Here is a 14,396-nt window from a genome sequence, read left to right as displayed (position 1 = left end):
ATCAGTTCCTGTTCTTAGCCGCCAGTGTCGTCCGGTAAGTGGCTTCGAGCGATTCGGTCATGCGGCCGATGTCGCGATGACCGATGACAAACTCCCTGGCCCGGCGCGCCATGGCGGCCGCACCCTCGGGATCCTCAAACAGCTGGACTATCCTGGCCGCGAACTCCTGTGGATCGTCCGCCAGCGAACAGTAAAGGCCGTCCTCCCCGCCCAAGCCTTCCGCCCCGATCCTTGTGGACACCGACGGGATGCCGGAAGCAAATGCTTCCAACAACTTAACGCGAACACCCGAGCCGCTGAGGATGGGGCAGATGAAGACGGCATACTCCGTCAAGGGCGTACGGATGTTCTCGACAAAGCCGACGAGTTCCACCGCACCGTTGAAGTTGGGAATGGTGTGGTTGGCCGGCGGATCGGACCCGATGACCGTGAGTTTAGCCTCGGGTTCCCGCTCCAGCACATGCGGCATGACCTCGTTCAGAAACCAGCGCAGCGCAGCCTGATTGGGCAGATGGCGGAAGCTGCCCAGAAACAGCATGGTTCTGGGACGGCGGCCGTCAGGGCGGAACTCGTAATCACTGGTGTCGATGCCGGCCCGCAGATGGTGATGGATGCGGGGCTTCAACTCGGGCAGGAAGGAGAGCAGGTAGTCTGTATTCTCCTGGGTGCAGGTTTGGATTTCATCCATGTGGGGCAGCATCCGCAATTCGTAGCGAATCGCCCGCAGGTATTCCGTGAAGGCCTTCACCCTGCCGACGGGCCCGAAGCTCTTCATGGTCCTGCCGATGGACTGGAAATACACGTCGTGCTCGAAAAGGGTCCAGACGATTCGCTGGTAGGGCCCTGCGTACTGACCCATATTGGTGTACTCCACCTGGACCACATCGATTTGTTTCAGCAGGATCTGGCGGTGGACCATCCATTCAAACTCGCGATCGTAGAATTCGCGGACCGCGTAGGGCGTAATTGCGCCGACCCCTTTGGGGTGGCCCTCCTGCCGGATGCTGAACTCAATGGACTGGGTGGCGGGCGTGAGGGCCGCGTGGGCCTGGCGTTCCTTGGGATCGTCGAGCATGACGATCAAGTGCAGGTTAGTCCGCTGCCCGAGATGCCGCACGGTTTCGTACATGAAAACCCCGCCGCCGTGGATGGGTGGGCAGATGGCGTAAGGGGAGAGGAAGAGGACATTGAGCCGCTCGGGATCCTTCTCCACCGCCTCGAAGCGATCCCGGAAATAGCCGCCCATGGGACGGCGAAATGCTTCGGAGTCGTCGACGACGGCCAGGTTTCGAGCATTCCAGCGGGCGGCCATGGCTCCCGGGAGTTGCAGGAACGCGCGGGTGAGTCCGCCGATGCTGGCCCGTTCGCGGGAGTCGCCGGCAAAGAGGCTGAGCAAAGCGCCGGTCCAGGCGTGGAAGAAATGGCCGGCGAGCCTGGCGGGCTCGTGAACATTCTTCCAGGCGAAGAGCAGGAAGTTCTTGTTGACGACGTTCTCGATGAACTGACGGGAAAACTTCTTACCAATGGTGCCCTGATGCTCGTGCCACACCTTGCTGAGGGGTTGGTAAAGGACTTTCCAGCCGCGCTTCCAGGCCATGTAGCCGAGGTCGGTGTCTTCGAGGTAAAACGGCTTCATGACATGGTCGAAGCCGCCTAGTTCCAGAAACTTACGGCGATCGAAGGCGCTCGATCCACCGCCGCCGTAGAAGCAGGGAAAGGGACGGTCGACCTGGGGGTCGTCGCAGTGCCTGACGCGCAGAGCTCCTTCACTCCACCATGCCTGGGTCAGGCCGGTTTCCTCGCGGCGTTTGTTGGGATCGCTGAAGAAGATCTGGCAGGAGACGGCAAAGACCTTTTCGTCAGCGAAGCCATCGAGCAGGGGTTGAAGGAAGCCGGGATCGACACGCATGTCGCTGTTCAACAGGACAACAATGTCATTGTTCGCCGCCTGGAAACCGGTGTTCGACCCGCCGCCAAAGCCCAGGTTCCGGGGGAGTGCGATGCAGCGCACGGTGGGGAAGTGTTCGCGGAGGAACTCGGCGCTACCATCGGCCGAGCCGTTATCGACGACGATCACCTCGTTTTCTGGATTACCGCTCATGGCGGCTACGACACTGGGCAGGTAATTCTCGAGCAGATGCTTGCCGTTCCAGTTAGGTATGACGACGCTGGCGGCGGTGACATCCGGCCTCGTGTCTATTGAAGAGCGGCGCGAGCCCAGGAGTTTCCAGAAGAGGTCAGTCAGCCACAAAGCCAGCAGCGCCACCAGGACAAACAGGGGCGAGAGCAAAGCCAGCGGCAGTTGCCAGGCGATTCGGGTAAGGAAGGCTGACATTTAGGAGTTATGAAGATCGGGGCCGACGCCCATGCGGCGGCCGAGACGAACCCAACGGGAAGATTGTGCCGCGGCGAGCATCTGCTCCAACTGCTCTACGCGGGCTTGCAGGCTTTGAGCCCAAAGCGTACGTTCCTTCACGGTTTCCTCGGCGGCATCGAGGAGTTCGACGCATTTTGCGAGGTCGGCTACCTTCTTCTGGAGGTGTTCCTCCACATGTTTCAGGGCCTGTTGCGCTTCTTCCGCTTTGGTCCGGAGCTCCGTATGCAACTCATCGATCTTCGCCTCATAGGCGGCGACGACCTCGCGGGCAGCACTTTGTTCCGCTGCGAGTTCATCCTGGACCTGGACGATGCGCTGCTGGGATGCCGCCAGCTCCTTTTCCAGACTGAGGGCCCAACCGGCGGTTTTGTCCGACTCGGCCCGCAGCTCTTCATGCAGGGCATTGAGGCGGGCGTGGTCCTGTTTCAGCTCTTCCAGCCATACATCCTTCTTGGCGAGTTCAGATTCGAGCAGGGCAATGTGCTGTTCGCGCTCGCGGAGCAGGTTGGAGGATGTTGGGAGATAGAGATAGACGGGTGACCCGGTTTGCGGGGCCAAAGCGCAAACGGCGAGAAAGAAGTGGCTGGTTTCGGGTTGGGCGGGTGCACTGCCGGCTTCCAGTTCGGCCACCAGACCGGAGCCGCCGGGCGTCGGGTGGAACGAGATGGCCTGCACATGATTCTGCAGGAACATTGTCACCGAGGGGAAGAACCGGCTGAGCTCAGAATGGAACTCGGCGAACTCGAACTCATGGACATGAAAGGGGTTAGGACCAGCCAAGCGGCGGGTTTCGGCGTAGAAGAGCTTGTTGGGAGTGGAGACGATAAACTGGCCGCCCGGCGCCAGCAACCGTTTTGCCTGGCCCAGCAGCGCTTCCCAATCAGCGAGGTGTTCGATGACTTCGAAGGCGACGATGAGGTCGAAGGAATGGTCGTCGAGCGGGATCTGCTGGGCGGGCGCGGTGAGGAACTGGAGGTTGGGGGCTTGATATCTGTCCCGGGCGGCATTGACCGCCTCATCCGAGACGTCCAGACCGACGACGCGGGCGGCGTGTTTGGACAGCTCAAACGAGCCGTAGCCCATGCCGCAGGCGATATCGAGCACACGTTTGTTGCGCGCCAACCGGGCCGCGAAGGCGTAGCGCGACATGTGCTCATTCAACAGGTCCTGATCGACCTGGCCCGGGACCAACCGCTCTCCGGTGAACTCAACCAAGTTGCGCCTCCGCCACTTTCCGATTGTCGTCGAGCCGGGCATTCACCTCGACCTTGCAAGGCAAGTGCATGAAACCATAGACCTGGCCGTTCCCAGGCGCCATTTGCAGCGACACCGCGTTGTCGATCCAGTCGCACATCTGGTAGTTCATCAGAGTCCCGTCCGCGATGGCGGGCGAGAAGGAGAATGACGCAGGATAAAGGTCGGGGACCTCGAGGTGGAAATCCAAGGTATAGACATCGCCGGCCTCCATGGGCGGGAGTTCAATGTCTTCGCGTGTCGTGTTGGTTCCGGCGAAGTCGACACCCAGGTGATTGCGGAGCATGAAGCCGACATTTGGCATCTGCACGGAGGCGTTAGCACGTACGCTGATGCGGACGACGATGTCACTGTGGGGTTCGAGCAAGGGGAGCCTGCGGCCATAGGGGTCGAGAATGGCGATCCCAATGATCTCGGCGCGTCGATCCCCGTAGCGGTGGTCGATGTTTGGGATCTCGGTGACCACCTCGGGGGCTTGTACAGGACCACCGCGCTCGACGGGTTCGCGGTGTTTCAGTTCCAGGTAGCCGGTGTCTTTCTCCACCATGGCGGCCAGATACTTGGACACCACCATGTCGGTATTCCCCAATTCGCGGACGCGGCCCTTGTCGAGCCACATCGTGCGGTCGCCCAGCGCTTTGACGTCGCCGGCGGCGTGGGAAACAAAGAGGATGGTGACTCCTCGCGCGCGCATTTCGTGCACTTTGCGCAGGCAGCGCTGCCGGAAATAGATGTCCCCGACGGCGAGTGCCTCGTCGACGATCAGGATTTCCGGATCGACGTGGATCGCCACGGCGAAGGCGAGTCGTACCACCATGCCGCTGGAGTAAGTTTTAACCGGCTGGTTGATGAAGGCGCCGATTTCCGCAAATTCCTCGATCTGGCGGTAGACACGGTCGATTTGGGCGGAGGAAAAGCCGAGGATGGCCGCGTTGAGGTAGACGTTGTCTCGTCCTGAGAATTCGGGATTGAAGCCGGAGCCCAATTCGAGGAGAGCGGAGACACGTCCGTTGACGACGGCGCTGCCAGAAGACGGAGCGAGGATACCGGCGACAATCTGGAGGAGAGTACTCTTGCCGGAGCCGTTTTCACCAACAATACAAAAGGTTTCGCCGCGGGGGACTTCGAAGGACACGTCACGTAGCGCCCAGAAGTCCTGATGGAACTTGCGGCGATTGAAGGTGAGAAGCTCTTTGAGTCGGTCGCTCGGAGAGCTATAGATGGGGTAACTCTTGGAGACGGCCTGGAATTGGATCAGGCTCACGGCGGTGTCACGGTCCGGCAGAAATCGATCGCGAGGCCGGCCCAGTTGCAGCCGGATCCTAATTCGACTCTACTGAACCGCATAAGTGCGTGTCAATTCAGGGGATAAATGAGCAACAGGGCGACCGCCAATCCCATACCGCAATCCTTGCCTGTTTAGGCTTGGATTTGGTCCGTGATGCGGGGAGCCTCTTTATCAGCGGTGCAATGGTCCGCGCGTCTGGGCCTAGGAGAGGCCGGATGGACGCTGGAGGCGCGCACACGGGCGGATCAGGTGATCGGTAGCCGCCCTGTGAGGTGGTCTATCTCTATGGGTCAACCTCCTCGATGAGCCCGGTATAAATGCCAGGCAGATACCACGGCGACCAACTCTGGCCGATCAGCCGGTGGCAGAAATCCTGTCCGTTGACCGAATCTCTGGCTACAATATGAACCCGTATGTCATTTGTGTCAATACCCCAAATGCTGTACGTGATCTAGTCCAGTATTTAAGAGTCTTGTATCTGAATTTGACAGAGTGGGGTCAGCTTTCTTACTCTGGTAGCTGGAGCTGCCGGTGTAGCTCAGGGGTTAGAGCGACGGTCTCATAATCCGTAGGTCGGAGGTTCAAATCCTCCCGCCGGCACCATTCCCATTTGACCTGTGGTCCCACAGGTATCCTCTACTATTCACTCTACTTGGCTGTGATTTAGGCGCGGGTGCGCCAGTGGGCAATGCGCACGGATGGGTCTGCTGGGCCGCTCGCGCGGCCCGCCTGGATTCAGCTGCCGACGATGCTCTCGTAGATGCGGGTGAGGTCGTCCATTGAGTAGTACTCGATCTCGAGGCGGCCGCGATTCTCATCCCGTTGGACGAGGCGGACCCGGGTGCCGAGAGTGCGCTCCAGTTCCTGGAGAGCGGCCTTGATGTTGGGGTCGATCCGGACTTCTTCCTTTTTTTCCTCTTCCTTGTCGATGTGCGGGGCCACGGCCCTTTGGACGAGCTTCTCAACCTGGCGAACGGAGAGCCCATCGGACACGGTTTTGTTGGCGACCTCGATCTGGGCTGCGGCGCTGATCAGTCCGGCGATGGCGCGAGCGTGACCCATGGACAAGCGTTGTTCGGCGAGCAGCACCTGTACGGGCTCGGGCAAGCGGAGGAGGCGGAGCATGTTGGAGATTGTGCTGCGTTCCTTGCCTGTTCTCTGGGCGATCTGCTCATGGGAGAGGTTGAACTCTCGGGCGAGGCGTTCGAAGGCATGGGCGACTTCGATTGGGTTGAGATCTTCGCGCTGGATATTCTCGATCAGCGTGATCTCCATGAGGCGGTCATCGGCGAAGTCCTGGACGACTACGGGGACTTTGAGGAGCCCGGCGAGTTTGGAGGCGCGGAGGCGGCGTTCGCCAGCGATCAACTGGTAGCGGGTGCCGGACTTGCGGACGACCAGGGGCTGGATGATCCCATTTTCTTTGATGGACTGGGACAGTTCCGCCAAGCGCTCTTCCTGAAAGACGGTGCGGGGTTGGAGGGGGTTGGCGTCGATTAGCTCGATTTCGACCTGGAGTGGGCCGCTGGCCGGTTCGGGCGGAGGTGCAGCAGGGGTAACCGGGGCCGGCGCTGGAGCCGGAGAGGTAGACCGGTTGGACGGGAGAAGGGAAGAGAGACCCTTGCCGAGGGCTTTACGCGGCTGATCCGGTACGTTGCTCATGACCGAGTATCTCCTTGGCGAGTTTGATGTAGCTTTCTGCTCCGCGGGAGCTGACGTCGTAGCTGAGGATGGGTTTTCCGAAGCTGGGGGCTTCAGCGAGGCGGATGCTGCGAGGAATGACGGTCTGGAAGACCTCCTCCTTGAAGAAGTCACGGAGATCCTTGGCCACTTGGCGGGTGAGGTTGGTCCGCTCGTCGTACATGGTCAAAAGGACGCCTTCGAGCTTCAGATTGGGCTGAAGGGACTCCCTGAGCCGCTCGACGGTGTCGATGAGCTGAGAAATGCCCTCGAGGGCGAAGAATTCGCACTGGATGGGGACGAGGACGGAGTCGGCGGCGACCATGGAGTTGACGGTGAGGAGGTCGAGGGCCGGGGGGCAATCGATGAGGATGTAGTGAAAGTCGGCTTTGATGGCGTCGACGGCGTCGCGGAGGCGGAACTCACGGCGATCCATATCGACGAGGTCGAGGTTGCCGGCGACGAGGTTCTTGTCGGCGGGGACGAGTTGGAGGCCGTCGAACTCGGTATTAACGATAGTTTCGGCGAGGGAATGGGCACCCATGAGGGCGTCGTAGATGGTGGGCATGCCTGGTTCTTTAGCGATGCCGACCCCAGTGGTGCAATTTCCCTGGGGATCCATGTCGATGAGGAGGATTTTGAGATCATTCGAAGCCAGGGAGGCTGCGAGGTTGATAGCGGTGGTGGTTTTGCCTACCCCGCCTTTTTGGTTTGCGATTGCGATGACTTTGCCCATGGGGCGTCCTTATCTATATAGAGGAATGGCGTGTCAGCGGCAATCCGGGATTCCATCCTGGGGTGAGGTGCCAGCGCGAGGGCTAGCTCCGGAGCGTCGCCGAAACCGCTATCCTACCACGTACGTTCCACGTGGAACACTGAGGGCCGGAATTGGGAGTGTTCCACGTGGAACATGGCCGCTGAAGGGCGATTGAGGCAGGGAAGCGGGCTGTTTGGATGTTCCACGTGGAACAATGCTAGGCGCGGCGGTTCAGACTGAGGTAGCAATCCAGAACTGCGACGGCAGCAGGGGTAACCCCGGGGATCCGGGCTGCTTGGCCCAGTGTTTCGGGCTGAACCCGCTCTAACTTGTCGCAAATCTCGCGGCTGAGTCCCGGAATCCCCCGGAAAGCGAATCCAGCGGGGATATGGCGGCCTTCCGAGTCCTTGAGGCGCTGAACCTGCCGTTCCTGCTGGTGAAGGTAGCCTTCGTACTTCACTTCCGTCTCCACCGTGGTCAGAACGGCGGCAACAGCCGGTTCTCCCAATTGCTGCTCGATCCAGGGGCGGATCTGCTCGATCTTGGCGTCGGGCCGACGCAACCAGACCTGGAGCATCGGCCTTTCGTCGGCTGGCAGGCCCAAAGAAGCGAAATGCTCTGGTGTGACTCGGTTTGTTCCCAAAAGGCGCAGAACCAGGGCCTTCTGCGCCAGTTTCTTCTCAAAGATGGCCCAGCGTTCATCCGTGACCAAGCCAACGCGACGCCCTTCGGCCGTTAAGCGCTCGTCGGCATTGTCGATGCGGAGGAACAGGCGGAATTCGGCCCTTGAGGTAAACATGCGGTAGGGCTCGTCAGCGCCCTTCGTCACCAAGTCGTCCACCAGGATACCCGCGTACGCCTCATTGCGGCGCAAAACGATGGGATCGATGCCTTTCACCTGGCATGCGGCGTTGATTCCGGCCAAGAGGCCCTGGCAGGCAGCCTCTTCGTAGCCGGAAGTGCCGTTGATCTGCCCGGCCAGGAAGAGGCCGGCGATCTTCTTCACTTCCAGCGTGTGGTTCAGTTCCCGCGGGTCAATTGCGTCGTACTCAATGGCATAACCCGGCCGGATCATCTCCGCGTTCTCCAAACCAGGGATAGAAGCGACCATCGCCTCCTGCACATCGATGGGCATGCTGGTAGACATGCCATTGACGTAGACCTCGTACGTATCCAGCCCTTCAGGCTCCAGGAAGATCTGATGGCGAGTCTTGTCCGGGAATTTGACGATCTTATCCTCGATGGAAGGGCAGTAGCGCGGACCAATGCCTTCAATTTGGCCGCTGTAGAGCGGGGAACGCGGAATCGCCGCTTGGAGGATGCGGTGGGTCTCCTCGGTGGTGTAGGCGATATGGCATTCGATCTGGGGGCGGTCGATCTTGGTGGTGAGGAAAGAAAAGGGGGTCGGGATCGGGTCGCCGGGTTGCGCTTCGAACTTGTCCCACTGGATGGTGCGGCCGTCGAGACGCGGCGGAGTGCCGGTCTTGAGCCGCGTCCACTGCAAACCGAGGCTGCGAAGGTGGTGGCCCAGCAGGTTCGACGGCGCTTCCCCGCTCCGGCCACAGTTGGACTTGGTCTCACCGACATGGGCCAAGCCATTGAGAAAGGTGCCCGTAGTGACGACGACCGTGCGGGTTTGGAGTGTCCGGCCGTCCGAAAGGCGGATGGAGCGTACCTTGCGGCGATCGTCCGGGAGGGTGTCGTATTCGATCTCGGCCACTTCTGCCTGGAGGATGCGGAGATTGGGTTCCTGCTCCAAGGTCTCACGCATCTTGAAGCGATACTGCTTCTTATCCATCTGGGCCCGGGGGCTCCAGACAGCAGGCCCGCGACTGGTGTTGAGAAGGCGGAACTGGATGCCGATCTGGTCGGCCACCTCAGCCATCACTCCGCCGAGGGCGTCGACCTCACGGACCAGGTGGCCTTTGGCGATTCCGCCGATGGCCGGGTTGCAGGACATCTGCGCGATGAGGTCGATGTTCATTGTGACCATCGCGGTTCGCAGACCCATCCGCGAACAGGCGCGGGCCGCCTCGCATCCGGCATGACCGGCACCGATGATCACAACGTCGTAGTTGATCTGTCGCATTGGCAGTGGAGGGGGTTCCCAGATATCCTAGTTAATTGTAGCGAGAGGAGTTACGCTGTGAAAGTTCTGGTTCTGGGCAGCGGCGGCCGCGAACACGCCATCGCTTGGCGGCTGAAGCGAAGCCCTTCTGTTTCAGAGGTTTACGTAGTGCCTGGGAACCCCGGCTGCGCGTCCGTGGCCACCTGTCTGACGCCATCTTCTTCTACACCTGTAGATTTACTACAGTTGGCAGAATCAATTGGCGCGGATCTCACTGTTGTTGGTCCCGAGGCTCCGCTGGTCGATGGTGTGGTGGATCTCTTTGAATCCAAAGGGCGGCTCATCTTTGGGCCGACCCAGGCCGCGGCGCAGTTGGAAGGCAGCAAGATCTTCTCGAAGCGTTTCATGGAGCGCGCGGGCATTCCCACAGCCCGGTTTGTCTCGACTTCCGACCCTGCTGAAGCCCGTAAGTCATTGGATCAATTCGACTACCCCGTCGTGATCAAAGCGGACGGGCTCGCTGCCGGCAAGGGTGTCGTGATTAGTCCGGACCGCCGCCACGCTGAAGAAACCCTGGACGGGATGTTCAGCGGCGCCCTGGTGGGCTCCGCCGGCGGCAAGGTGGTCATAGAGGAGTTCCTTACCGGCGAAGAGGTGAGCTTCATAGGGTTAAGCGATGGAGAGCGTGTACTGCCCCTGGAGCCCTCGCAAGACCATAAGACCATTTACGAAGGGGACCAGGGCCCGAACACCGGCGGGATGGGCGCGTATTCGGATTCAAGGATCCTGCCGCAAGTGCAGCGGGACGCGGTCATGGTTGACGTGATGGAGCGTACGGTCCAGCAGATGAAAGCGGAAGGATCTCCGTTCCGCGGCTTCCTGTATGCAGGGCTGATGATGACCGAGCGCGGAGCGATGGTGCTGGAGTTCAACGTGCGGCTGGGCGATCCCGAGACGCAGGCGCTGCTGCACCGTATGGATTGCGATTTTGGGGCGGTGCTGCATGCCGCGGCCAGCGGGCGGGTGCGGCCGGAGTTGTTGAAGTTCAAACAGGACCCGTCAGTCTGTGTGGTGATGGCGGCGCATGGATATCCGAGCAAAGTCCGGACAGGAGACGCGATCACAGGAATCGCGCAGGCCGAAGCAACGGGCGCGACGGTATTCCAGGCAGGTACGAAGATGGCGGACGGACAACTTGTGACTGCTGGCGGGCGGGTGCTGGGCGTGACTCACAGCGGGTCGACGCTGCGGGCCGCGATCGACAATGTTTATGCTGCCTGCGAGCATATCCGGTTTGAGGGGATGCAGATCCGCCGAGACATCGGAGCCAAGGGTCTGAAGCGTTGGAACGAGCAGACGATGACCTCCGGCGGGCGGTAGAATGGATAGAAGTTCCGGGGACGTAGCTCAGCTGGATAGAGCGTCCGCCTCCTAAGCGGAAGGTCGGCAGTTCGAATCTGCCCGTCCCTACCATTTTCTTTCTGCCGAATTCACCGATGTCCGACAAGCCGTTCGTCCATCTACACTGTCACACCGACTACTCGCTGCTGGACGGGGCCTGCGAAATCGGCAAGCTGATGAAGCTCGCCGTGAAGCAGAACCAGCCGGCGGTGGCCTTGACGGATCATGGCAATCTATTTGGCGCCGCGGAGTTCTACTTCAAGGCGAAGGACAATGGCGTCCATCCGGTGATCGGGTGCGAAGTCTACATCACGGCGAATGACCGGCGGATCAAGGACGAAACGAACCGGCGCTACAACCACCTGGTGCTTTTGTGCGAGAACCAGGAGGGATACCGGAACCTGATCAAACTGGTGTCGACGGCGAGTTTGGACGGCTTCTACTACAAGCCGCGCATCGACAAGGATCTGCTGTCACAGCACAGCAAGGGGCTGATCGCGCTATCGGCATGCTTGAAGGGCGACATCAACGAAACGTTGATGAATGACAAGTACGACGACGCGCAGAAGCTGGCGTACGAGTATCGGGATCTCTTCGGCAAGGACAACTTCTTCCTCGAAATTCAGGATCACGGGCTGGAAGAAGACAAAGTCGTGATGCCACAGGTCTACCGGATGTCGCGCGAGACCGGCATTCCGCTGGTGGCAAGCAACGACGCGCACTACCTGGAGCATTCAGACCATCGTGCACAGGACATTCTCACGTGCATCCAGTCCGGGAAGATGGTGAGCGATGAGAAGCGGCTGAAGTTTTCCACCAACGAGTTTTTCCTCAAGACGCGCGAAGAGATGATGACCATCTTCGGCGAGGTGGAAGATGCGCTGGACCGCACCTGGGACATCGCGCAACGATGCCAGGTAAAGATGGATCCGGTGAAGGAGCCCTTCCCGAAGTTCGACGTTCCGCCGGAACAGACCATCGACAGCTATTTCGAATATGTAGCGCGGCAGGGGTTTGAGAAGCGGCGCGGCAAGCTGGACAAGATGGCGGCGCAAGGCCTGTTGCGCTTCGACATGGCCGAGTACATCGAGCGCCTGGATCGCGAGATCAAGCTGATCCAGCAGATGCAGTTCTCGGGCTATTTCCTCATCGTGTGGGACTTCATCCGTTACGCAAAATCAACGGGTGTGCCGGTGGGGCCGGGCCGCGGTTCGGCGGCCGGTTCGCTGGTGAGCTACTGCATGGGGATCACCGATGTGGACCCGCTGCACTACGGCCTGCTGTTTGAGCGCTTCCTGAATCCGGAACGCGTCAGCATGCCTGATATCGACGTGGACTTCTGCACAAATCGCCGCGGCGAAGTGATCCAGTACGTCACGGAGAAATACGGGCGTGAGCAGGTAGCGCAGATCATCACGTTCGGCACGCTGGCTCCAAAGGCTGCGATCAAGGACGTGGGGCGTGTTCTTGATATGAGCTTTGGAGAAGTGGATAAGCTGTCGAAGCTGATTCCGGCCGATCCGAAGATGACACTGAAGAAGGCTCTGGATGAAGAGCCCGCGATCCTGGAGGCTGCGGCCAAGGATCCGAAGGTCAAAGAGATTCTCGACATCGCGCAGCGCCTGGAGGGCATGGCCCGCAACTCGGGCGTGCATGCGGCGGGTGTCGTCATCTCGCCAGTGCCGCTCGCCGAGATCGTTCCTCTCTACCGCACCAACAAAGAGGAAATTGTCACCCAGTTCGAAATGTCCATGCTCGAGAAACTCGGGCTGCTCAAGATGGACTTCCTGGGTCTCACCACGCTCACCATCGTTCACGAAGCGCTGTCGCTCATCAAGAAAACGCGTGGCGAGACGCTGGTGCTGGAAGATCTGCCGCTGGACGACAAGGACGCTTATGAGCGCATCTTCGGCCAGGGCCTGACCGACGGCGTTTTCCAGTTTGAATCGTCGGGCATGAAGGACGTGCTGCGGCGCTCGCATCCTGAGCGCATCGAGGACCTGATCGCCCTCAACGCCCTTTATCGTCCGGGCCCGATTCAGAACGGCTTCGTGGACGACTACGTCGATCGGAAGTTGGGCCGCAAGCCGGTTACTTACGATTTACCCGAATTGAAGTCGCTGCTGGAAGAGACCTACGGACTGGTGATCTACCAGGAGCAGGTCATGCAGGTGGCGCAGCGCATTGCCGGCTACTCACTGGGTGAAGCCGATCTTCTGCGCCGCGCGATGGGCAAGAAGAAAAAAGAGGAGATGGACAAGCAGCGCGCCCGTTTCCTCGATGGCGCGCGGAAAAACGGTCATCCGCCCAAGAAGGCCGAGGCGCTGTTCGACCTGCTGGCGAAGTTCGCTGAGTATGGGTTTAACAAGTCGCACTCGGCTGCGTATGGGTATCTTGCTTATCTCACCGGGTACCTGAAAGCGCACTACACGGTGGAGTTCCTGGCGGCATTGTTGACGTCGGAAACGGGCAATACCGATAAGGTCGTCAAGTACATCAACGAATGCCGGGCGCTGGGCATCGAGGTGCTGCAGCCCGACGTGAATCAGTCGGACCTGAACTTCACACCAGTGGGCCGCGACAAGATCCGCTTCGGTTTGGGCGCCGTGAAGAACGTAGGCGTGGGCGCGGTGGAAGCCATCGTCAAGGCCCGCAATGAAGGCGGTGTGTTCAGGACGCTCGACGATTTCTGCGAGCGCGTCGATCTCTCGGCGGTGAACCGCCGTGTGATGGAGAGCCTGATCAAAGCCGGAGCGATGGACAGCCTGAATGGCTACCGCTCCCAGATGTTCGCGATTATCGAAGAGTGCATCGAATCCGGCCAGCGAGCCCAGAAGGACAAGATCAGTGGACAGACCGGGTTGTTCGGTGAGCTGCTCGCGGACGACTCACCTTCGTCTTCGCGGGCGCTGCCAAAGCTGAACGACTGGAGCCAGGCGGAGAAGTTGCGTGGTGAGAAAGAGACGATCGGCTTCTATGTCAGCGGCCATCCACTGGATGAGTTTCGCTGGAAGGTGACGGAGCTGACTCCGTATACGACCGAGAATCTGACGGGGCTCGAAAAGGGCATGGAAGTGGCGGTCTGCGGAATCCTGCGCAACGTGCAGAAGCGGCGCAACAAGGAGCAGAAGCCGTGGGCCATCACGCAGCTTGAAGACTGGACTGGATCCGTAGAGGCGCTGTGTTTCGCTACCCGCTATGAGCATCTTCAAAAAGAGATTGAAGAGGACAGGGCTGTCCTGGTGCGCGGCAAGGCGATGCCTGAGGAAGACGGAACGATCAAGCTGAACATCCAGGAAATCATTCCGCTCGAGCTGGCCAGGGTGAATTTCCCGTCGCTGGTTTCCATCAGAGTGCGGCTTTCGGCGACGGGCAATGAAAAAGCGGAAGCGCTGCAACGGCTGTTCTCCACCAAGCCCGGCGACACGTCCGTGCGACTGAAGCTGGAGAAGCCGAGAGACTTTACGGTGACCCTGGATGTGAAGGCGCGTATTCGACCGGACAAGGAGTTCAAGGCCGAAATCGAGCGCATCTGCGGACCGGAAGCGCTTGAAGTGATAGCCTCGTAGGA

At 60.0% G+C, this 14,396-nt stretch carries 8 protein-coding genes and 2 tRNA genes; 4 read left to right on the top strand and 6 right to left on the bottom strand.

Annotation, left to right across the window (positions count from 1 at the left end):
* Position 1: 1 nt before the first annotated feature.
* From ACR9Y2_RS05795 to ACR9Y2_RS05785, 3 genes are read right to left on the bottom strand one after another with little or no spacing between them, the layout of a single operon-like run.
* Complete coding sequence (locus ACR9Y2_RS05795) at positions 2-2,335, bottom strand: glycosyltransferase (protein WP_435040109.1); 2,334 nt, start codon at positions 2,333-2,335, stop codon at positions 2-4.
* Positions 2,336-3,592: a methyltransferase domain-containing protein gene (locus ACR9Y2_RS05790; RefSeq protein ID WP_435040108.1), complete on the bottom strand. Its 1,257-nt coding sequence runs from the start codon at positions 3,590-3,592 to the stop codon at positions 2,336-2,338.
* Positions 3,585-4,895, bottom strand: coding sequence for an ABC transporter ATP-binding protein (locus tag ACR9Y2_RS05785; protein ID WP_435040107.1), 1,311 nt, complete (start codon positions 4,893-4,895; stop codon positions 3,585-3,587). Before ACR9Y2_RS05785 ends, ACR9Y2_RS05790 begins: the two co-directional genes overlap by 8 nt.
* A gap of 551 nt (positions 4,896-5,446) precedes the next feature.
* Here ACR9Y2_RS05785 and ACR9Y2_RS05780 point away from each other — a divergent pair.
* A tRNA-Met gene (locus ACR9Y2_RS05780) sits at positions 5,447-5,522 on the top strand.
* A 132-nt stretch (positions 5,523-5,654) separates the two neighbouring features.
* On the opposite strand, the gene ACR9Y2_RS05775 is transcribed toward ACR9Y2_RS05780, so the two are convergent.
* From ACR9Y2_RS05775 to mnmG, 3 genes are all read right to left on the bottom strand, one after another.
* Positions 5,655-6,581, bottom strand: a complete 927-nt coding sequence (locus ACR9Y2_RS05775; protein ID WP_435040106.1) for a ParB/RepB/Spo0J family partition protein — start codon at positions 6,579-6,581, stop codon at positions 5,655-5,657.
* Positions 6,553-7,335 (bottom strand): ParA family protein, encoded by a 783-nt coding sequence (locus ACR9Y2_RS05770; protein ID WP_435040105.1) that lies wholly within the window; start codon positions 7,333-7,335, stop codon positions 6,553-6,555. The genes ACR9Y2_RS05775 and ACR9Y2_RS05770 overlap by 29 nt, the downstream gene beginning before the upstream one ends.
* Before the next feature lie 238 nt (positions 7,336-7,573).
* Entirely contained in the window at positions 7,574-9,445 is a 1,872-nt protein-coding gene (gene mnmG / locus ACR9Y2_RS05765; protein WP_435040104.1) for a tRNA uridine-5-carboxymethylaminomethyl(34) synthesis enzyme MnmG, read from the bottom strand.
* 57 nt (positions 9,446-9,502) lie between these two features.
* Here mnmG and purD point away from each other — a divergent pair, with 57 nt between their 5' ends.
* The 3 genes from purD to dnaE all read left to right on the top strand — a co-directional run bounded on the left by purD (position 9,503) and on the right by dnaE (position 14,394).
* Positions 9,503-10,804, top strand: coding sequence for a phosphoribosylamine--glycine ligase (gene purD / locus ACR9Y2_RS05760; RefSeq protein ID WP_435040103.1), 1,302 nt, complete (start codon positions 9,503-9,505; stop codon positions 10,802-10,804).
* Between the two features lie 16 nt (positions 10,805-10,820).
* Positions 10,821-10,897 (top strand) — tRNA-Arg (locus ACR9Y2_RS05755).
* Between the two features lie 23 nt (positions 10,898-10,920).
* Positions 10,921-14,394: a DNA polymerase III subunit alpha gene (gene dnaE / locus ACR9Y2_RS05750; RefSeq protein ID WP_435040102.1), complete on the top strand. Its 3,474-nt coding sequence runs from the start codon at positions 10,921-10,923 to the stop codon at positions 14,392-14,394.
* Positions 14,395-14,396: the final 2 nt, after the last annotated feature.

The sequence above is a fragment of the Paludibaculum fermentans genome (genome assembly GCF_051172195.1).
Taxonomy (GTDB): domain Bacteria; phylum Acidobacteriota; class Terriglobia; order Bryobacterales; family Bryobacteraceae; genus Paludibaculum; species Paludibaculum fermentans_A.
This window is presented reverse-complemented; position numbering and strand designations above follow the sequence as displayed.

Excerpts from the sequence above, each read along its gene's own strand:
- mnmG (WP_435040104.1), bottom strand. The coding sequence starts at position 9,445 with ATGCGACAGATCAACTACGACGTTGTGATCATCGGTGCCGGTCATGCC.
- ACR9Y2_RS05775 (WP_435040106.1), bottom strand. The coding sequence starts at position 6,581 with ATGAGCAACGTACCGGATCAGCCGCGTAAAGCCCTCGGCAAGGGTCTC.
- dnaE (WP_435040102.1), top strand. The coding sequence starts at position 10,921 with ATGTCCGACAAGCCGTTCGTCCATCTACACTGTCACACCGACTACTCG.
- ACR9Y2_RS05770 (WP_435040105.1), bottom strand. The coding sequence starts at position 7,335 with ATGGGCAAAGTCATCGCAATCGCAAACCAAAAAGGCGGGGTAGGCAAA.
- ACR9Y2_RS05795 (WP_435040109.1), bottom strand. The coding sequence starts at position 2,335 with ATGTCAGCCTTCCTTACCCGAATCGCCTGGCAACTGCCGCTGGCTTTG.